Source organism: Rhodococcus sp. M8 (assembly GCF_015654185.1).
Lineage (GTDB): Bacteria > Actinomycetota > Actinomycetes > Mycobacteriales > Mycobacteriaceae > Rhodococcus > Rhodococcus aetherivorans.
The window spans coordinates 2,499,645-2,517,335 of the sequence record NZ_CP064065.1 but is presented as its reverse complement, the minus strand read 5'-3'; the positions used below and the strand labels follow the sequence as shown (position 1 = coordinate 2,517,335).

Below are 17,691 nucleotides of genomic sequence, written 5' to 3'. Positions count from 1 at the left end.
GGGCGGCGGCCTCCTGTGAGGTGGCCGGCGGCTTCGCAGCGCCGCGGTGACACCGACGAGCCGGCCCCGCGGCGACCGCCAGCGACGCCGCGGAAGCGACGGCACACGTCAGGTAGGACGGCGCCCTGCCCAGCGCCCTTCGAGGGCCTCGCCCACCTGCCGGGCGAGGTGGTCGAGGTGCCGGCGGGTCACGGTGTCGTGGTCGGTGACATGGTCCTGGAGGCGACGGAGCTGGTCGGTGATCGCCGTGCGCTGCTCGCCGGTGGCGGCTTTCCATGCCAGCTCCCGCAGCATCGACAGCAGCGCGTCCAGCACCATCGGATCGTCGGCGCCGTAGAGCCGCGGCTGGGTGCACACCAGATCCAGCAGCTCGGCGAAGGTCGGCCGCGCCAGCACCACCCGTACCCGGTCGTGCTCGTCGCACTGGGTGTACGGGCCGAGCCGACGGTCGAGAAGGTCGGCGAGGACCGCGGTGCACGAGATCAGTCCGTGCACGGCGGTGGTGGGATCGTTGATCCCGGGCGAGAGGGCCCGCACCACCACATCGGTCAACTGCCGCAGTCCGTAGCCGATGTCCTGGACGGCGGTGCGTTCGCTGCCGGTGCGCAGCGCCGCGCGTACCCGTTCGCTCAGCCGGTGCGCCGCGTCCTCGGTCAACGGCTCCTGCGGGCGGACGGACCAGGAGAACGCTACCGGTGTGCCCGCCAGGACCGGGCTGCCCACCGGGCGGTTTACCCACACCACCGCCTCGGCCCGCTCCGCCGCGGTGAGCAGGGCGTGTTCGTCGATCTCGACGAGGAATCCGGACGAGGCCGCTTCGACGAGGTGCGGGTGCGGCGGTGGCGCGGGCACCGGCACAGCAGGTGTGTCCCGGCGTGCGGGAGGCAGGAGACGGGTGGCGGTGGCGCAGGTGTCGGCCCGCACGTGCTCGAGCACGGCTTCGACGCGGATCTGCCGGACCAGATGTCCGAGGAACAGCACCAGCGCGAGGACGCTGGCCACCGCGAGCAGGTATGCCGTCGTCACCGCCATCTGCGGGACGAACGCGGTGCCGTCGGTGTCGCTGCGGACGGTGCGCAACACGGTCAGCGCGTAGATGAACGTCGCCAGGAACAGCGCCAGGGTGCGTTGGACGACACGGTCGGCGGCGAAGGTGCGCAGTAACCGCGGGGAGTACTGGCTGCTGGCCAGTTGCAGGGTCACCAGTGTCAGCGAGAACGTCAGCGCCGTGACGGTGATCAACGAGCCGGCGATCACGCTCAGTACCTCGCGGGCCGCGTCGGCACCGCCCCCGAACAGGTATCCCGCCACCGTCGGTGGCAGCCGGTCATCGAGGGCGGCGTCGAGCTCGGGCACGCCGATGCCGGCCAGCACGGCCAGCAGCACCGCGACCGCCGGGACGGGCCACAGCCGGGAACGCACCGCTTCGACGAACACCTGCCGACGCTTCAGTACGGAGGAGATCGGTCCCCGTCGCCTCCGGGCCCCGGGGCCGCCGTCGGTCTCGAACTTCACGGACACCGCCCGGAACCACATTCCTCGCGCATACCCCCGCCCGCGGCCGGGTAATCGCGCACCCGTCACTGCGCCTGCCGGAGTGCGGCGGATCGGTTGGAACGGCCTCGGTGGCCGGGCCGAGGTGGATACGATGCCGACACCTGTGCAGGACTGGTGCGACGAACGGAATCGGTCATGACAAAGCTGGTGAACTCGCTGTCCGAGGACGAATTCGTGTTGGTGCGGCAGACGAAGAAGACGGAGATGGCAGATCTCGACGAGGACGGCCTGATCGATCTGCACACCCGTATCCGCCGATCCCGCAACAAGTACGTCAAGCTCTACCGCCGGCAGGGTGCCGAGAAGGTCGGCGCGAAAAAGTCTCGTGCGGCCGGTAAGTCGGCGAACGAGCGGAACGCCGGCAAGGCGGAGGTGTTCGAGGATGCGCTGGCCCGGGTCAGCCGCCAGCTGGGGGCGGTGGCCCGCCGCTCGGCCGAGGAGCTGAAGCAGGAACGGCTCGCTCGCGCCCGCTCGGATGCCGCCGCGCCCGCCGAGGATGTCGGTGACGAGGGCAAGGTGCGGTCGAAGGGCAAGACCCGCGTCGATGCCACCCGTAACTCGGCCGGCCGCAAGAAGTACGAGGCGTCGACCATCGCCGCCGGGGCGCGCCGGCAAGCCAAGAAGGACAGCAAGAACCGCTGAACGTCCGGGATCCGCCGCGGGGCGGAAGATCGATCCGGACGTGATGCAGCGTCCCGGTGAACGCGAACCGACCGAACCCGGCCGTCTCCTCCGCGACCGGGCTGCCCCGGACGTGGGGCGGTCGTCAGGCGAGCGCGGATGCCGAGCGTCCCTCGAGGGCGGATTCGACCAGGTTGCTCTTGGGTAGCGTCGAGCCGGACTGCACGGCCTCGATCCACTGGGTGGTCGTGGTGACCGCGGCGAAGTTGGACTGCAGCAGCACCATCAGGGTGGTGTGCAGGGACTGCGCGGAGACCTGCCCGGCGGCGTTCGCGAGATGGATCGCACCGGTGGCGTCGGAGAGGATCTCCGTGGCGAATCCGAGCGCCTCGGCCTCCGCGGCGGTGGCGAGATCGCAGTTGTTGATCATGTATCCGACGATCGTGACGGTGTCCACCTCGCGGGCGCGCAACCAGCCGGCCAGATCGGTGCCGGCGAACACACTCGCGTACTGCTTGTGCACGCGTTTGCACGTCGGGTCGATGCGCCGCTCGAGATCCGGGTGCAGCGACCATCCTCGCGAACCTTCGACGAAGACGGGGGCTCCGTCGGGCATACGGTGCTGAACGACGACGACCGAGACGTCGTGGGCGGCGGCAGCGTCGAGGGCGGCCTCGATGTTGGCGAGCGACTGCTCGCGCGGCGGGTACTGGATCTCGAGCGGTCCGTCGAAGTACTCCTGCTGGACGTCGACAACGACGAGGGCACGGCGGGGTGCGGTCACGGGTTTCCTCCCTGGGAAATCGATCGGGGGTGTCGCGCCCACGGGGTGAGCGCCTCACCGCCCGATTGTTCGGCAGATCTACCCTGGTCGGAAGTGGCACGAATGCACACTTTCGATGAGATCGGGCCAACCCGGGAGAACAGGATGCGAATCGCTGTCTACGCCTTCGACGGGATCACCATGTTCCACCTCGCGGCACCGTTGCTGGTGTTCGCCGAAGTGCGCCGTCTCGGTCCGGCCCCCGACTGGCAGACCCGGCTGTGGTCGGACCGGGCCGGCTCGGTCTGTACCGCCGAGGGACACCCGATCGGTGAGGTGACCGGACCCGAGACGATCGAGTGGGCCGACATCGTCATCGTCCCGTCGTGGCCGATGCCCCCGAGGCCGATCGGTGCAGATTTGAAAAGACAGCTGCGCCAGGCACATGCGCGGGGTGCGGTGATCGCCGGGTTGTGCCTGGGGGCGTTCGCCGTCGCCGACGCCGGGCTGCTCGACGGTCGTGCGGCGGTCACCCACTGGGAGGCGATGCCGCTGCTCGCCGAACGCTGCCACGGCACCGAGGTGGACTCCTCGGTTCTCTATATCGACCACGACGACGTCCTCACGTCCGCAGGTACGGCCTCGGCGATCGATGCCTGTCTGCACCTGGTCCGCAAACACCTCGGGTCTGCGATCGCCACCCGGGTGGCCCGATACCTGGTCGTGGCTCCGCACCGGGAAGGGGGACAGGCACAGTACATCGAACGTCCCCTCGCGCGGCCCGCCACCGACAACGCGATCGCCGAGGTGCTCGAATGGGCGCTGACCCGGCTCGACGAACCGCTCACGGTCGATCGACTCGCGGATCGGGCCCGGATGAGCCGGCGCAGCTTTGTCAGGCACTTCCGGCAGGCCACCGGCACCACGCCGGCACGCTGGATTCTCACGCGCCGACTGCAGGAGGCACGCGCTCTGCTCGAAACCACGGATTGGAGCATCGACGCCGTCGCGTCCGCGTGCGGCTTCGGCAGCAGCGCCACCTTCCGGCAGAACTTCACCTCCGCCTTCGCGACTTCACCCACCGCCTATCGTCGGCAGTTCGCATCCCGGCCGCAACCGCTGGTACCCAGGAGGACGTGAAAGTGACACGAGGTGCGAGTCACCGGCGAGGGGCCAAGTCCCGTGAGGTGGTGTACGACGTTGCCGCGTGATTCCTCGGCGGGAGGTCAGGAAGTCAAGGCCGCTGCAACCTCCTCGGCGGGTTCAGTCACGGTTCTTCGGCCGTGTTGGTACGGGAGCGGGCGAGCACATCCAGTCCGAGGTAGCGGCGCCCTTCGATCCACTCATCGTGCTCGCTCCGCGAGCACCGCCTCGACGAGACGGATCAACGCGGTACGATCCGGAAAGATCCCGACCACATTGGTTCTCCTACGGACTTCTTTTGTTGAGGCGCTCCCTGCGGATGATTGCTCCAGATCTGCTTCCAGATCTGTTTGGGAAATACTTTAAACCCCAACAGATCCGACACTGCGGCGTCGAGGTGGTCGGCGGCCTTCGCCGACTTCCCGGATTGGTGCCGGGTCATAGGCCTGCCCGGTTGAGACGTTCGATGAGGCGTGGTTTGCGCGCATGCGTGTGACGTAGTGCCAGGATGCGCTGGGTGAAGGTGTCACGTCGGCGTCGCGTTCGGCGAGCGTCCGGAGATCGGTGAGCAGTGCGGCGGCGGCGTCGTACTCGCCGGACTTTCGGGTGGCGATCATCGCGTCGATGCGAGACCACGGGCCTTGTGCCGGCGGGCTTCCTCCCCGGCGCGCCGGGCAGCTGCCCGGCGCTCATGGTCGCCTCGGCGACGCGCCGCGGCCTCGAGAAGATCGGCCACGGTCCGGCGAGGTGGGGCGGGCAGGTTTGTGGTGTGCTCCGTTGTGGAATCGACGAGGCATCTCCATCCGGACGGTCACCGTGTGATTTTCGGCGACCCGCAGCAGGAGTCGAACGGTGCGCTCGTGCGGGCCGCGATGGCGAGCAGGTCGTCGTCGAGGCGGAGAAGTTCGGCCAGGGCGCGCTGCGCCGCGCTGAGGGTGGCCAGTCCGGGGCGGCACGGGTGGCTCGAGGCGGGTGGCCGGCGCGGCGGCCGGTGGAATATTCGTCTCGCTCCGCGGTGCCGTGGCCGGCCAGCCAGGCGAGATAGAGCGGCCGGAGATCACCGGCGGCGAGTTCGGTGCGGACTCCGATGAGGGCTGACATCGGTGCGCCGGCGTCCGGATCGACGTCGCCGGACTCGTCCTCGCTGGTCAGGTCCAGCAGGAGGAATTCGCTCGTGGTCCAGGCAGTTACCCGCTCGTCGACGCAATAGTCCCCGACGACGTCGAGGTCGAGCAGGCCGCGCGGAAGGCGGAGCAGGATCCGCCGTGTTCCCCAGTTGGCCAGGTACAGGTGCGCGTCGTAGTAGCGCTCCATCATCCGGTTCGGATCGTCCCGGAAGCTGCCCAGTGGAACTCGTTGACGAAGCTGGTGGCCGTGATCCTCGCGCGGGTGGACAGGGAACGCACTTCGGCCCGCTGACGCTCGTCCAACGGCCGGTCGACGGTGAGGAACTCGTAGTGCTGGTACTCACTCATCGCCCCTCCCGCCGATCGGCGCGGTCGTAGGGCTCCGCCCGGAAACCCGAGTCGTCTCCCCGATGGATGAACAGGTGTCCCTCGAGTGTGGCGTCCTGCGCCAGGGCGGCCCAGCCGCGGCCGCTGACCTGGTCGCCTTCGTCGTCGCCGTCCCAGCTGAACTCCACGGCGGTGCGGCCGTCGCGTTTCTTGGTCCGGCAGTCCATCCAGCCGCGGACGGCGATGAAGCCGAACTGGCCGGTCCCGTCGGCGGCGAGCTCGATGAAACCGGGTTCGACGAGGTCGATCGCGTCGCGGTCCCACAGGTCCATCTCCACGATCCGCCACCGACCGGTCAGGCGCCTCAATGGTCCTCCATACTTGTCGCGAGTGCGGTGTCAGGGTAGCGACCGCGGGGGACCGATGCCGCGCGTCGCCGGCGCAGCGGCCTGCCTGAGATTCCCCTGAACCAGTGGACACGGAGGTCGGGGGCTCGGTGAGGGCTTGATCACGGCGCGGCCTCGCCGAACGTGCAGCCCACGTCCCCTTGACCTACTTGACTTGACCTACTTGACCGAGGACGATCGAGGTATGAGCACTCCACTGAAGAAGGTTGTCGACGACCAGCTGGACGCCAGCGGGATGGCCGCGGAACAGCTCAGCGACGACGACGCGCGGTACGTGGCCGACGGCGTGAGACGTATGCTGTCGAGCCTCAAAGCGCGCCGAGCGTGGGAAAAGCACATCGGCCCGATCCTGACGCACAAGCAGACCCTCGAAGTGACCGGCTGGTCGAAGCAGGCGCTCAGCCAGGGGGTCAGGGACAATCGCGTGTTGCGCCTGACCGCCGCGGACGGCACTGCCGGCTACTGGTCGGATGGCTTCACCGAGACTGCCGCCGGCTACCGACCGATCGCGGGGATCAAGAACGTCCTGGGCGCCTGGGCCCATGCCGACGTCGAACCGTGGACGATTGCGTCGTGGATGTCGAGTGCGCAACCCGAACTCGACGGCCGGACACCGCGGCAGGCCCTGCTCGACGGTGACAGTGCTGATGTCGAGAAGCTCGCCCGCCAGGCGTCGGAACGGCTCGCTTCGTGAATGTTTCCCGCGCACAACAACACCTGAAACCGCCACCGTCCCCGGACACACTCCGGGGACGGTTCCCTGAGACCGGGCTGGCTGCCCGTACGACGATCTACCGCAGTCATGCCGCCGGCCTGGGGGCGTGGTGGTTCAGCAGCAATGGGGGCGGCCGTTTCGATCTCACCGGGTCCGAGGGAACCTGCTACACCGCGGAAACCGAGCTCATCACCTTGCTCGAGGCGTGGAGCGGCATCTACGTCATCCCACGTCCGGAACTCGTCAAGCGGGACATTTCAACGGTGATTGTCCGTAGGGATCTGCGTCTCGCCGACGCGACCTCCAACCGGGCGATCCAGTTCGGATTGACCTCCGAGATGTTCACCACCACCGACTATCCGCTGACCCAGCAGTGGGCAAAGGCGTTGCACGAAGCGGGGTTCGACGGCATTCGGTATTGGGCACGGCACGATCTCAAGCACGTCGATGCGTGCATCGCGGTATTCGCGGCCAGCGGCGATCAGACCGGCACAGACGAAGAGCCCAGCGATTTCGCGGTGCTCGGTACCGAGAACCTGCTTGACCGCCCGGACCTGTGGGAGGCGCTGGAGGAAGAGGCAGGGATCGTGGTCCTCGACATCCCCAGGAGCTTCTGACCCTCCTCGCGTATGTCGGACGTGGGTCCTACGGTTGATGACTATGACATCGCGTCTCGCGGTAGCTGGTTGCGTTCCCGAGTCGATCATTGACGAAGTGCAGCGGTGGTACTCAGCGCCCGGTGTGGGTCGCTGGATGGACTCCGAGTTCGACGTCAGCGCCCTCGTCAAGCAGGTGACCGGCTCGGGACGGTTCGTCGGCAAATACCTGCTTGCTTCCTGGGGATGTGTGGGATTCGACAGCGAACATCAGCCTGTGGCATTCATGGGCGCCGACGTGTTGGTCAACCGTTCAGAGCAATCCGACTGTGGCCGGCCCGGAACTCGGAGGAAGCAGGTCCGCGACAACTGAGGTGAACCGTCTCGGGATTGATGCCGCTTTCCATTCTCGAGAGATGATGCACACCATGTTCTAGCGTTACCCGGCGAGGTCCTCGACGTCGTGATGAAACCCCACCACCTACTGCGGAAGGTTGCAGACCATCGCCCACGTGCGCGGCCCGTCGTCGGGCAGGGTCACGGAACCGACGACGTCGAAACCGAGCCTGCGGTAGAACGCGACGTTCCGCTCCGACGACGTCTCCAGGTACGCGGGCACCCCCGCTTCGCGGGCTTCCCTGAGTCCGGGTTCGAGGACCGCGCCGCCCAGGCCCGACCCCTGCCGGTCCGGATCCACGGCGACGGTCGCGAGGAACCACACCGGCCCGACGGGCCGCAGTGGCGCCAGCGCCTCCTCCGCGGTCGCCGCCGCGTCGGCCCGATCACCGGACAGCTCGGCGACGCGTCCGGAGATGCGTTCGAAAGCCTCTGGGATTCCGGTGGACTCGGGGGTGGTCCACACCGCGACGGCCGACGCGTCGTCGGCCACCCACACCCGCCCGCAGCGCAGGCCGATCTCGGTCAGATACAGCCGCTGCAACTCCTCGACGCGACGCAGGTGGTCACGGGCATCGACGGTGTGGCGGGTGAACGGGTAGTCGGCGAAGGCGCGCGCCAGGGTGCGGGTCGCGCGGTCGACGTCGGCGGGCTCGGCGGGACGTATCTCGGTCATCGCGACCCACCGTAGAGCCGCGCCGGGTCCGGCCGCGAACCATTTACCGCGCGGCCCGGGTGGTGGGCCGGATCTCGAACCGTTCGGGGATCCGCAGCCATGCGGTGCTCACCGTCGACCAGTCGCCCACCCCGGGCCACGGCCCCGACTGGCTGTGCCGGTAGCCGCCGGCCTCGTACCGGTCGTACGGCACCTCGGACAGCCTGGGGTGGGCGCACAGCAGGCCGAGGGCCGACAGGTGCACGGCGTCCCACTCCTCGGCGATCGACGGCCAGTCCGGGACGCGCGCCCCGCGGAACTCGAGCGGATGGTCGGCGATCAGGGCCGCCCAGTCGCCGGCGGTGTCGATCCGGACGATCCGCGCGACGTCCGGATCGAAGTGCACGGTGTAGCGGGCGGGGTCCTTCAGGCCGCGCAGGTTCTCCCCGCTGGCGCTCCACGTGTCGCTCGTCCCGTCGTGCAGAGGCGTCGCGGTCCAGAACGCGCCGTCGGGCAGCGCGCCGGGTCGCTTGCGGTTGCGCACCCGCGGCAGACTCAGCTCGGTGATCGTACCCTCGTGGGTCTGCGGGGAGTCGAGGGTGTTCCGGCTCGGGTGACGCAGCGCGGCGCAGATCGCCTCGGCCATCTCGATCGTCGCCGGTGCGGTGAGGGCCATGTCCAGGACGTCGTTGGCGCCGTTGCCGTAGAGGTACTCGCCGATGCTCAGCACGAGGTCGTCGACGAAGTCCTCGAGGGTGGAGGCTTCGATGAATGCGGCGACGGACGGCCGCGGATCTGCGTCACCGTAGGCGCGCAGATACCAGTGGACGAGCATGCGTCCCGGGACGGTGTCGAGGAGGTTCGCCGCGGCATCCGAGCACATGCCGGACATGTTGCCGTACGTCGGCTCCATGCCCGCTGACCACACGCCCTGCCGGCTGAGCACGCGCCCTGCAGCGAACCGTTGCTCAGGCGCCGGCTCTCGTGGTGCGCCGCTCGATCGTGACTGCGGGTGCCGGGACCGGTGGCGTCAGGGCCGGCGGCAGCGCGAGCACGACGATCTTGACCCAGACGGAGCCGATCTGGCGGCTCAGCCCGCCGGTGTTGTAGGGCAGGCGGTACTTCTCGCACAGAGCCTGCACCTCGGGCGCCATCGCCGGGTACCGGTGCGCCGGGAGATCGGGGAACAGGTGGTGCTCGATCTGGTGCGAGAGGTTTCCGGACATGATGTGGAACAGCGGGCCGCCGCTGATGTTCGCCGATCCGAGCATCTGCCGCACGTACCACTGCCCGCGGGTCTCGTCGGCGGTTTCGTCCTCCGTGAAGGTCTGCACGCCGGACGGGAAGTGGCCGCAGAAGATGATGGAGAACGCCCACACGTTGCGGACCAGGTTGGCGGCGGCGTTCCCGGCCAGTGTCGGGAGCATCAGCGGCCCGGACAGCAGGGGAAAGACCACGTAGTCCTTGAGGACCTGGGGGCGGGCCTTGCGCCACCAGCCGCGGACCAAGGGTGCGATGTCGCGCCACGGGCGTCGGCCCCGGAGTACGCGGTCGGTCTCGAGGTTGTGGAGCATCACGCCCCACTCGAAGGTGAGCATCAGCACGAGCGCATACAGCGGGTTGCCCAGGTAGTACGGGTTCCAGTGTTGACCGGGGTCCATCCGCAGGATGCCGTACCCGATGTCGCGGTCCCGCCCGAGGATGTTCGTGTAGGTGTGATGCATGTAGTTGTGCGAGTATTTCCATTGGTCGGCGGGACAGACGATGTCCCATTCGAAGTCCTGGGAGTTCACGCCAGGCTCGCGCATCCAGTCGTACTGACCGTGCAGCACGTTGTGCCCGATCTCCATGTTGTCGAGAATCTTCGAAATCCCGAGTGCGCCCACGCCGGCCAGCCACGCCGGCGGAAACACCCCCAGATGCATCAGAACTCGGCCGGCCACCTCGGCGCCCCGCTGCACCTTGATGACGCGAAAGAGGTAGTCGCGATCCTGGGCGCCGAGGTCCGCGGTGATGCGGGCGCGCAGCGCATCGAGTTCGCGCCCGAGTTCCTCGACCTGGTCGTGGTCGAGCACGACCACGTCCGCGGGTGGCCTGCTCGCCGGGGAGCGGCCCGGCAGCGGGAGGGTCGGCAACGATGGCATGGGCAACTTCAGTCCGAGCATCTCGGGCCTCCTCGTGCTGGTGCGGTGCTGTGACCGTGGTCGAACGGAACTCCTGTCGTCGGCGCACCCGTAAAGACACCGCCGCGATGTGCGGCGCGCGGAGGCACTCGGCGCAGTAGCGCCATACCGGAGGGGTGCGCGGTGGGGCGGTGGGCCGCCACGTCCGTCCTGTCAGTGCCTCCTCTGCATCGATCGGCACTCGATTCATCCAGTGTCGTGGCTTCGGATCTCCGCGGCATGGCCGCCACTTGAACATTGGGTTTCCGGGGCAGTTCCCCCAGGTCCTGGTGATCGAGTGGTTGCGGCGTCGGTCGGTGAGTCTCGACGCGAGGGGCTTGCGCCGCCGCTATTCAGCGTTACTATGTACCAGTAGTCAGTAACGCTTAGTAGTTGAGGAGGTGTTCCGTGAGCAAGCAGATGACGGAGATGCTCAAGGGAACGCTGGAGGGCATCGTCCTCGCGATCGTTTCCAACCGGCCCGCATACGGCTACGAGATCACGGCACGGCTGCGGGAGCAGGGCTTCTCCGACATCGCCGAAGGCACCATCTACGCCCTGCTCGTCAGGATCGAAAAAAGAGGCCTCGTCGACGTGGAGAAGGTGCCGTCCGAGAAGGGGCCACCGCGCAAGGTGTATTCGCTCAACGCGCAGGGACAGGAATACCTCGAAGAGTTCTGGGGGACATGGAGCTTCCTCACAGAACGGCTCGAACAGCTCCGCGAAGGAGGCAGATGACCATGTTCATCTCGAAGATGCTCGGGGACAAGCGGCGATGGCGGCAATACAAGGCGCGCACGAAACAGCTTCCCGCGGACTACCGCACGGCAATCGATGCGCTCGAGCGGTACCTGATGCACTTCGGGCCGGGGGACCCCTCCAGCGCGGCTTCGATGTTCGAGGACCTCGCCGATCTCTTCGAGCAGAGCGCGGCGGACGGAACGCCGATCCGCGCCGTCGTCGGGGAGGACCCGGTCGAGTTCGCCGAGGCATTTCTCCGGAACTACCCGGAGGGTCAGTGGATCAGCAAGGAACGGGAACGGCTGACCGACACCATCGATCGCGTCGCGGGCTCCGAATCGTGACGCACGAGAGAACGGATATCCGGATGACAACCGATCAGGTGCAGTTGCCCGCGATCCGCGTGCAGGGCCTGGAGAAGTCGTTCAAGGACCTGCCGGTGCTGCGCGGCGTCGACTTCGACGTGGCGCGGGGCAGCATCTTCACCCTGCTCGGCTCCAACGGAGCGGGCAAGACCACGGTCGTGAAGATTCTGTCCACGCTGCTCGAGGCCGACGCGGGGACTGCCGGCGTCAACGGCTTCGACGTCGCCACGCAGGCTGCGGATGTGCGAGAGTCCATCAGCCTCACGGGACAGTTCGCCGCCGTCGACGAAATACTGAGCGGGCGTGAGAATCTCGTGCTGGTCGCCCGGTTGCGGCACGTCGCGGATCCGGGCAGGATCGCGGATGATCTGCTCGAGCGCTTCTCGCTGACCGACGCGGCCGCGCGGAAGGTGTCGACGTATTCGGGCGGCATGCGCCGCCGCCTCGACATCGCGATGAGCCTCATCGGGGATCCGCCGGTCATCTTCCTCGACGAGCCGACGACCGGGCTCGACCCCCAGGCGCGCCTCGAGGTGTGGCAGGCCGTCCAGGAACTCGCCGAGCACGGCACGACGGTGCTGCTCACGACGCAGTACCTGGAGGAGGCCGAACAGCTCGCCGACCGGATTGCGATCCTCCACGAGGGCCGGATCATCGTGAACGGCACCCTCGCCGAGCTCGAGCAGTTGCTCCCGCCCGCCACGGTCGAATACGTGGAAAAGCGGCCGACCCTCGAGGACGTCTTCCTTGCCGTCGTCGGTGCCGACAGCAAGGACGGCGACGCCGGCAACGACGCAGCGCCGGCGCGGAAGAGTAGGGAACAACGATGACCAAGCACTTCTTCGGCGACACCGCCGTCCTGCTGGGACGCTCTCTGCGCCACATCACGCGCAGCCCGGACACCATCACCACGACCACGATCATGCCGATCGCCTTCCTGCTGCTGTTCGTCTACGTGTTCGGCGGCGCGATCAACTCGGGGTCGAATTCGTATGTGAACTACCTGCTGCCCGGCATTCTGCTCATCACCATTGCTTCGGGCATCTCCTACACCGCATTCCGGCTCTTCCTGGATATGAAGAGCGGCATCTTCGAGCGATTCCAGTCCATGCCGATCGCACGCTCGTCCGTTCTGTGGGCGCACGTGATGACCTCGTTGGTCGCCAATCTGGCCTCGGTCGTGGTCATCGTGCTCGTCGCCCTCCTCATGGGCTTCCGCTCGGCGGCGGGAGCGCCGGCGTGGCTCGCGGTCGCCGGCATCTTGACCCTGTTCACCCTGGCGTTGACGTGGATCGCCGTGATTCCCGGTCTCTCCGCGAAGTCCGCGGACGGCGCGATCGCGTTCTCCTACCCGCTCATCTTCCTGCCGTTCATCAGCTCGGCATTCGTGCCCACCGACACCATGCCCGGCCCGGTACGCGCCTTCGCCGAGCACCAGCCGGTGACGGCCATCGTCGATGCCATCCGCGACCTGTTCACACAGCAGCCGGTCGGCGCCGACATCTGGATCGCCCTCGCCTGGTGTGTCGGCATCCTCGTCGTCGCGTACATCTTCGCCATGGTCACCTACCGCCGCAGGATCGGCTAGGACGGGCGCCGCGGCGGGGAACGGTGGGCCACGAGCTCACCCGACCCCGCCGACGTGTGCGCCGTGGCCAACCCGCCTTCCCGTCCGGCCGGGCAGGGACTACCGTTCGCCCATGCGCGGAGCCGCCGTCGTCGTCGCCTGTCTGGTCGGCGTGGCCGCGTGCGCGTCCCCACCACCGCCGGACCCACCACCGCCGCCGCCGGCGCGTGTCACGGTCGACGGGCGGGGCCTGATTTTGGACGGGAAGCCCTGGTGGCCGACCGGGCTCAACGCCTATCAGCTCGCCTCCGACTGGGACGTCAACGGTGGCTGCGGCGCGCAGGTGGACCTGGACGCGTACTTCTCGTCGCTGCCGCCGGCGTCGCTGACGCGGTTCAACGCCTTCCAGGCGCTGGCGCTGAACCGCGTCACGGGGACCCTGGACTTCGCGGCGATCGACGCCGTGTTCGCCGCCGCCGAGCGGCACGGCCAGCTCGTCATGCCGGTGCTGTCCCCGCAGGACGGCGCGTGCGGCAACGAGCTGTACAAGGACCGCGCCTGGTACGAACACGGCTGGACCACGCGCCTGGCCCCCTTCGCGGTCAGCTACCGCGACTGGGTCCGCCTGGCCGTGGACCGGTGGCGGGTGTCGCCGGCGCTCGCCGCGTGGGACCTGCTGGGCGAGCCCGAGCCCGGCGTGTGCGGCGACGCCGCATGCAGCCTGCCGCGGCGCTCCTGCCCACCCGACTCGGCGCAACTGCTGCGGGCGTGGACCGACGCGGTCGGCCGGATCGTGCGGGAGACGGACCCGCGGCACCCGATCACCCTCGGCCTGATCGGTGGTGACCAGTGCGGCAGCGCCGGGGATGGCTACGCGCAGCTCGCGAAGTCGCCGTACGTGGACGTGCTGCAGTACCACGACTACGACGAGGCGGCGTGGCTGCCGGTGCGGCTCGGGCAGGTCACCAAGCCGATCCTGGTGGCCGAACTCGGCATCGAGGCCGGCAGTTGCCTGCCGCTGCCCGAACGGGCCGAACGTGTGGACGCGGCGCTGACCGGCTACCGCGAGACCGGGGCCGCCGGCGCGCTGCTGTGGGCGTTCGTGCCCGACCCGCGCGGCGGCGAGTGCACGTACGACATCGGCCCCGGCGACCCGGCGTTCGACGTGCTGGCCCGGCACGGGAGCTACTGACCCGTGCCGCGTCGATCGCCGCGTGGAGGGACGTGCGCCCGATAGCCGTCCAGCATCGAACCACCGTTCCCGGACCGTTCGAACGGACCTGTCCGCCAGTCGGATACGGAACCGGAGCACGGTCGCTCGCAGTAATTCGTTTGCGGGTTCACCCCGTGGTGAATATTGTCTGCTGCGTCCGGCGGAGAGGCCGGTCGAACTCGGATGGAAAGTGGTGAATTATGCCCCGGACAGCCGCCGAGCTCCTTCACGATCCCGTGAAGCGCTCGGACCGGTGATCCGCACCCACCATCGGATCGCCTGTCCGGTGTGAGGTCTTCGCGGGATCGACAGTGCTCGGCGCACATTGCAGCACAGTTGATCTCACAGAGGAGAACCCAAGTGTCCCACAGTGGCACATCGATATCGCACCTTTCCACGTTCACATGTATCCGGTGCGGGCTGACGGTACCTGCCGCGACGCCTGCCGGTGCAACACGGACGCACTGCCCGAACTGCCTCGCCGGAAAGCACCGACCCGGACCGGACGCCGGGTGCGGAGCACGCACGCACCCGATCTCGATCGCGGTGCTCCGGGGCGGAGAGTGGATGCTCATCCACCGCTGTACCGCCTGCGGTGGCCTCGACGCGTGCCCGGTGGTCGAGGACGACAACCAGTTGCTGTTGCTCCGCATCGCGGTGAAACCACTGGCGCAACCGCCGTTCCCGCTCGAGCATCTCGCACAACTGTAGGAGCGCTCGGTGTCCCGCAGGAACAATCGAACAGCTCGAGTGCAGCGGCCGAAGCCGGCACATCGCGACGCACCCGCGCGGCACGGAACATCGTTCCGCTGCATCGGATGCGGTCTGGACGTGCCGATGCAGGCGCCCGGAACCGCGCACCGCAACCACTGCCCGCACTGCCTGTCCAGTAGGCACGTCGATCGTGTGCCCGGCGACCGGGCCGCCGGCTGCGGGGGCCGGATGGAGCCCATCTCGGTGACCGTGCGCGGGGGTGGGGAATGGGTGATCATCCACCGGTGCCGCACCTGCGGCACGCTCGACGCCAATCGCTGCGCCGGGGACGACAACCCGCTTGCGCTCGTCCGGATCGTGCTGCGGCCGATCTCGGCCTCGGGCGTGCTCCTCGACGGGTAGAGGCCGACGCCACGGGAGCGCTTTCCATCTCGCTGCGGAAGGCCTTGTCTGCCGGCGGGGACGGCAGGATCGACCGAACGTCGCGGGTGCCGTCCGTCCGTGTCAGCTGGTCGGTTCGGTCGCCGGGTGGGCCGGGAGATGGGTCGCGGCCCAGCTGGCGAGAAGCTTGAGCCGGTCTTCGGAGTCGGTTCCGGGTTCGGCGGTGTAGATGGTCAGGTCCAGGACCCAGTCGTCGTCCGCCGCCAGGTCCAGGGAGTGGTAGACGAGGTCGAGCGTGCCGACCACCGGGTGGTTGAACTGCTTGTTCCCGGCGTGATGGATGCGGACGTTGTGTGCTGCCCACCGGGCGCGGAATTCGTCGCTGAGCGTGGAGAGTTCACCGACGAGCTGACGCAGGTCCTTGTTGTGGGGATCGCGGCCGGCCTCGGCGCGCAGCAGTGCCACGGTGACGTTGGCGGCGCCGTCCCAGTCGGGGAAGTAGTCGCGAGCGCCGGGATCGAGGAACTGGAAGCGGGCGATGTTGGCGGTTCTGCGGTCGTCGGCGAACATCGGCGAGTACAGCGCGCGGCCGAGCGCGTTGGTGGCGAGGATGTCCATGCGCCCGTTGCGGACGAACGCGGCGGAGGAGGTCATCGAGTCGAGCATCCACTGCACCCTCGGCCGCACCTGGGCCTGCTTGCGGGCGCGGGGTGCGCGGTGGGTGGGCCGGGCGGCGCGGGCGAGGTCGAACAGGTAGGTGCGTTCGGCCTCGTCGAGTTGCAGTGCCCGGGCGACCGCCTCGAGGACGTCTTCGGAGACGCCGCCGATGTGGCCCTTCTCCAAACGGGTGTAGCACTCGGTGCTCACCCCGGCCAGCACGGCCACCTCCTCGCGCCGCAATCCGGGGACCCGGCGGTGCCCGCCGCCGGCGGGCAGCCCGACCTGCTGCGGGGTCAGCCGGGCCCGCCGGGTGGCGAGGAAGCTGCGGATGTCGGCGCGGTTGTCCACGCCGTCCACGGTACGTCCGGTGCGGCGTTGTGGGAGGTTCTGCTGGTACCCCCCATGAACTCGACCTCCCGCGCGGGTGGTGCGCGGTGTTCCATGGAATCTGCCCGGAAACAGCTGGGCCACCAGCATCCGATCTCGTGCGAACAAGGAGCACCGTCATGCGAGGAGCAGTCCTGTACGCCCCCGGCGACGTCCGTGTCGAGGAGCGTGACCGTCCGACGCTTGTCGAACCTACCGACGCGATCATCCGGCTGTCCGCGACCTGCGTGTGCGGCTCCGACCTGTGGCCCTACCGCGGTGTCGAGACCTACGACGGCCCGATCCCCATGGGCCACGAGTACGTCGGCGTCGTCGAGGAGATCGGCGCGGACGTCGCGAACCTCGAGGTCGGCGACTTCGTCGTCGGCTCGTTCTTCGCGAGCGACAACACCTGCGAGATCTGCCGCGCCGGCTACCAGAGCTCGTGTATCCACCGGGTGATCATGGGAACCCTCGGATCCCAGGCCGAATTCCTGCGAGTCCCGCTCGCGGACGGCACCCTCGTGGCCACTCCGGGCATGCCCGACCCCGACCTGATCCCGTCCCTGCTGGCCGCCTCCGACGTGCTCGGCACCGGCTGGTTCGGTGCCGTCGCCGCAGAGGCCGGGCCGGGCAAGACCGTCGCGGTCGTCGGCGACGGCGCCGTCGGCCTGCTCGCGGTGCTGGCGGCCAAGCAGTTCGGCGCCGAACGCATCATCGCGATGAGCCGCCACGAACCGCGCCAGCGGCTGGCCCGCGAGTTCGGTGCCACCGATATCGTCACCGAACGGGGTGACGCGGGCGTGGCCCGGATCAAGGAGCTCACCGGCGGGCTGGGCGCGCACTCGGTCGTCGAGGCCGTCGGCACCCAGGAGTCGATGATGCAGGCCATCCGGTCCACCCGGCCTGGCGGGCACGTCGGCTACGTCGGTGTCGCCCACGACGTGCAGTTGCCCGGCGACGAGCTGTTCTTCTCCCACGTCCACCTGCACGGCGGTCCGGCACCCGTCCGGCAGTACCTGCCCGAACTGATCGACCTGATCTGGAGCCGAACCATCAACCCGGGCAAGGTGTTCGACCTGGAGCTGCCCCTCGCGAAGGCCGCCGAAGGCTACAAGGCCATGGACGAGCGAAGCGCCATCAAGGTTCTGCTCCGCCCCTGACCTCGACCGTCACCCGCCGGCGGTCACCGCCTCGAGTCTGCCGCACGGGCGA

22 protein-coding genes and 1 pseudogene are annotated in these 17,691 nt (G+C 68.5%); 13 read left to right on the top strand and 10 right to left on the bottom strand.

The window, feature by feature from the left end:
- Positions 1–108: 108 nt before the first annotated feature.
- Complete coding sequence (locus ISO16_RS11160) at positions 109–1,536, bottom strand: DUF2254 domain-containing protein (protein WP_072636018.1); 1,428 nt, start codon at positions 1,534–1,536, stop codon at positions 109–111.
- Positions 1,537–1,692: 156 nt separating this feature from the next.
- Between ISO16_RS11160 and ISO16_RS11155 the strand changes: the two genes are divergently transcribed.
- A complete protein-coding gene (locus tag ISO16_RS11155) occupies positions 1,693–2,199 on the top strand; it encodes a hypothetical protein (protein ID WP_072636017.1) in 507 nt (168 codons plus the stop codon).
- Positions 2,200–2,323: 124 nt separating this feature from the next.
- On the opposite strand, the gene ISO16_RS11150 is transcribed toward ISO16_RS11155, so the two are convergent.
- Entirely contained in the window at positions 2,324–2,962 is a 639-nt protein-coding gene (locus tag ISO16_RS11150; protein WP_072636016.1) for an isochorismatase family protein, read from the bottom strand.
- Positions 2,963–3,106: 144 nt separating this feature from the next.
- On the opposite strand from ISO16_RS11150, the gene ISO16_RS11145 reads away from it, so the two are divergent.
- Positions 3,107–4,081, top strand: a complete 975-nt coding sequence (locus tag ISO16_RS11145) for a GlxA family transcriptional regulator (protein WP_072636015.1) — start codon at positions 3,107–3,109, stop codon at positions 4,079–4,081.
- A gap of 86 nt (positions 4,082–4,167) precedes the next feature.
- Here ISO16_RS11145 and ISO16_RS11140 read toward each other — a convergent pair.
- The 4 genes and pseudogenes from ISO16_RS11140 to ISO16_RS11130 all read right to left on the bottom strand — a co-directional run.
- Positions 4,168–4,505: pseudogene (locus tag ISO16_RS11140) on the bottom strand (transposase); the annotation flags it as partial.
- 17 nt (positions 4,506–4,522) lie between these two features.
- Positions 4,523–5,401 carry a hypothetical protein gene (locus tag ISO16_RS11135; protein WP_230304523.1) on the bottom strand — a complete coding sequence of 293 codons (879 nt, stop codon included), beginning with the start codon at positions 5,399–5,401 and terminating at the stop codon, positions 4,523–4,525.
- Positions 5,398–5,559 (bottom strand): hypothetical protein, encoded by a 162-nt coding sequence (locus ISO16_RS28665; protein WP_206003391.1) that lies wholly within the window; start codon positions 5,557–5,559, stop codon positions 5,398–5,400. The genes ISO16_RS11135 and ISO16_RS28665 overlap by 4 nt, the downstream gene beginning before the upstream one ends.
- Positions 5,556–5,906 (bottom strand): hypothetical protein, encoded by a 351-nt coding sequence (locus ISO16_RS11130; RefSeq protein ID WP_083662308.1) that lies wholly within the window; start codon positions 5,904–5,906, stop codon positions 5,556–5,558. Before ISO16_RS11130 ends, ISO16_RS28665 begins: the two co-directional genes overlap by 4 nt.
- A gap of 223 nt (positions 5,907–6,129) precedes the next feature.
- On the opposite strand from ISO16_RS11130, the gene ISO16_RS11125 reads away from it, so the two are divergent.
- From ISO16_RS11125 to ISO16_RS11115, 3 genes are read left to right on the top strand one after another with little or no spacing between them, the layout of a single operon-like run.
- Positions 6,130–6,639 (top strand): hypothetical protein, encoded by a 510-nt coding sequence (locus ISO16_RS11125; protein ID WP_072636013.1) that lies wholly within the window; start codon positions 6,130–6,132, stop codon positions 6,637–6,639.
- Positions 6,636–7,277: an RES family NAD+ phosphorylase gene (locus tag ISO16_RS11120; protein ID WP_083662307.1), complete on the top strand. Its 642-nt coding sequence runs from the start codon at positions 6,636–6,638 to the stop codon at positions 7,275–7,277. Before ISO16_RS11125 ends, ISO16_RS11120 begins: the two co-directional genes overlap by 4 nt.
- 43 nt (positions 7,278–7,320) lie before the next feature.
- Entirely contained in the window at positions 7,321–7,629 is a 309-nt protein-coding gene (locus tag ISO16_RS11115; RefSeq protein WP_139310902.1) for a hypothetical protein, read from the top strand.
- A gap of 108 nt (positions 7,630–7,737) precedes the next feature.
- On the opposite strand, the gene ISO16_RS11110 is transcribed toward ISO16_RS11115, so the two are convergent.
- The 3 genes from ISO16_RS11110 to ISO16_RS11100 are packed head-to-tail and all read right to left on the bottom strand — an operon-like array spanning position 7,738 to position 10,472.
- Positions 7,738–8,328: a GNAT family N-acetyltransferase gene (locus ISO16_RS11110; protein ID WP_072636011.1), complete on the bottom strand. Its 591-nt coding sequence runs from the start codon at positions 8,326–8,328 to the stop codon at positions 7,738–7,740.
- Between the two features lie 43 nt (positions 8,329–8,371).
- Positions 8,372–9,220 (bottom strand): hypothetical protein, encoded by an 849-nt coding sequence (locus ISO16_RS11105; protein WP_230304522.1) that lies wholly within the window; start codon positions 9,218–9,220, stop codon positions 8,372–8,374.
- Positions 9,221–9,275: 55 nt separating this feature from the next.
- Positions 9,276–10,472 (bottom strand): fatty acid desaturase family protein, encoded by a 1,197-nt coding sequence (locus ISO16_RS11100; RefSeq protein WP_072636010.1) that lies wholly within the window; start codon positions 10,470–10,472, stop codon positions 9,276–9,278.
- 405 nt (positions 10,473–10,877) lie between these two features.
- Between ISO16_RS11100 and ISO16_RS11095 the strand changes: the two genes are divergently transcribed.
- The 7 genes from ISO16_RS11095 to ISO16_RS11065 all read left to right on the top strand — a co-directional run bounded on the left by ISO16_RS11095 (position 10,878) and on the right by ISO16_RS11065 (position 15,471).
- Positions 10,878–11,207, top strand: a complete 330-nt coding sequence (locus ISO16_RS11095) for a PadR family transcriptional regulator (RefSeq protein WP_043798394.1) — start codon at positions 10,878–10,880, stop codon at positions 11,205–11,207.
- Positions 11,204–11,554 (top strand): DUF1048 domain-containing protein, encoded by a 351-nt coding sequence (locus ISO16_RS11090; RefSeq protein WP_043798392.1) that lies wholly within the window; start codon positions 11,204–11,206, stop codon positions 11,552–11,554. The genes ISO16_RS11095 and ISO16_RS11090 overlap by 4 nt, the downstream gene beginning before the upstream one ends.
- 23 nt (positions 11,555–11,577) lie before the next feature.
- Positions 11,578–12,405, top strand: coding sequence for an ABC transporter ATP-binding protein (locus ISO16_RS11085; protein ID WP_072636009.1), 828 nt, complete (start codon positions 11,578–11,580; stop codon positions 12,403–12,405).
- Positions 12,402–13,163 (top strand): ABC transporter permease, encoded by a 762-nt coding sequence (locus ISO16_RS11080; protein WP_072636008.1) that lies wholly within the window; start codon positions 12,402–12,404, stop codon positions 13,161–13,163. Before ISO16_RS11085 ends, ISO16_RS11080 begins: the two co-directional genes overlap by 4 nt.
- A 112-nt stretch (positions 13,164–13,275) precedes the next feature.
- A complete protein-coding gene (locus tag ISO16_RS11075; RefSeq protein WP_072636007.1) occupies positions 13,276–14,334 on the top strand; it encodes a beta-mannosidase in 1,059 nt (352 codons plus the stop codon).
- Positions 14,335–14,643: 309 nt separating this feature from the next.
- Complete coding sequence (locus ISO16_RS11070) at positions 14,644–15,066, top strand: RNHCP domain-containing protein (protein WP_308936530.1); 423 nt, start codon at positions 14,644–14,646, stop codon at positions 15,064–15,066.
- Positions 15,067–15,075: 9 nt separating this feature from the next.
- Positions 15,076–15,471, top strand: coding sequence for an RNHCP domain-containing protein (locus tag ISO16_RS11065; RefSeq protein WP_072636006.1), 396 nt, complete (start codon positions 15,076–15,078; stop codon positions 15,469–15,471).
- Positions 15,472–15,573: 102 nt separating this feature from the next.
- On the opposite strand, the gene ISO16_RS11060 is transcribed toward ISO16_RS11065, so the two are convergent.
- Positions 15,574–16,467 (bottom strand): helix-turn-helix transcriptional regulator, encoded by an 894-nt coding sequence (locus ISO16_RS11060; protein WP_072636005.1) that lies wholly within the window; start codon positions 16,465–16,467, stop codon positions 15,574–15,576.
- Positions 16,468–16,616: 149 nt separating this feature from the next.
- On the opposite strand from ISO16_RS11060, the gene ISO16_RS11055 reads away from it, so the two are divergent.
- On the top strand, positions 16,617–17,639 hold the full coding sequence (locus tag ISO16_RS11055; protein ID WP_072636004.1) for a zinc-dependent alcohol dehydrogenase family protein: 1,023 nt from the start codon (positions 16,617–16,619) through the stop codon (positions 17,637–17,639).
- The last annotated feature ends 52 nt before the right edge of the window (positions 17,640–17,691 follow it).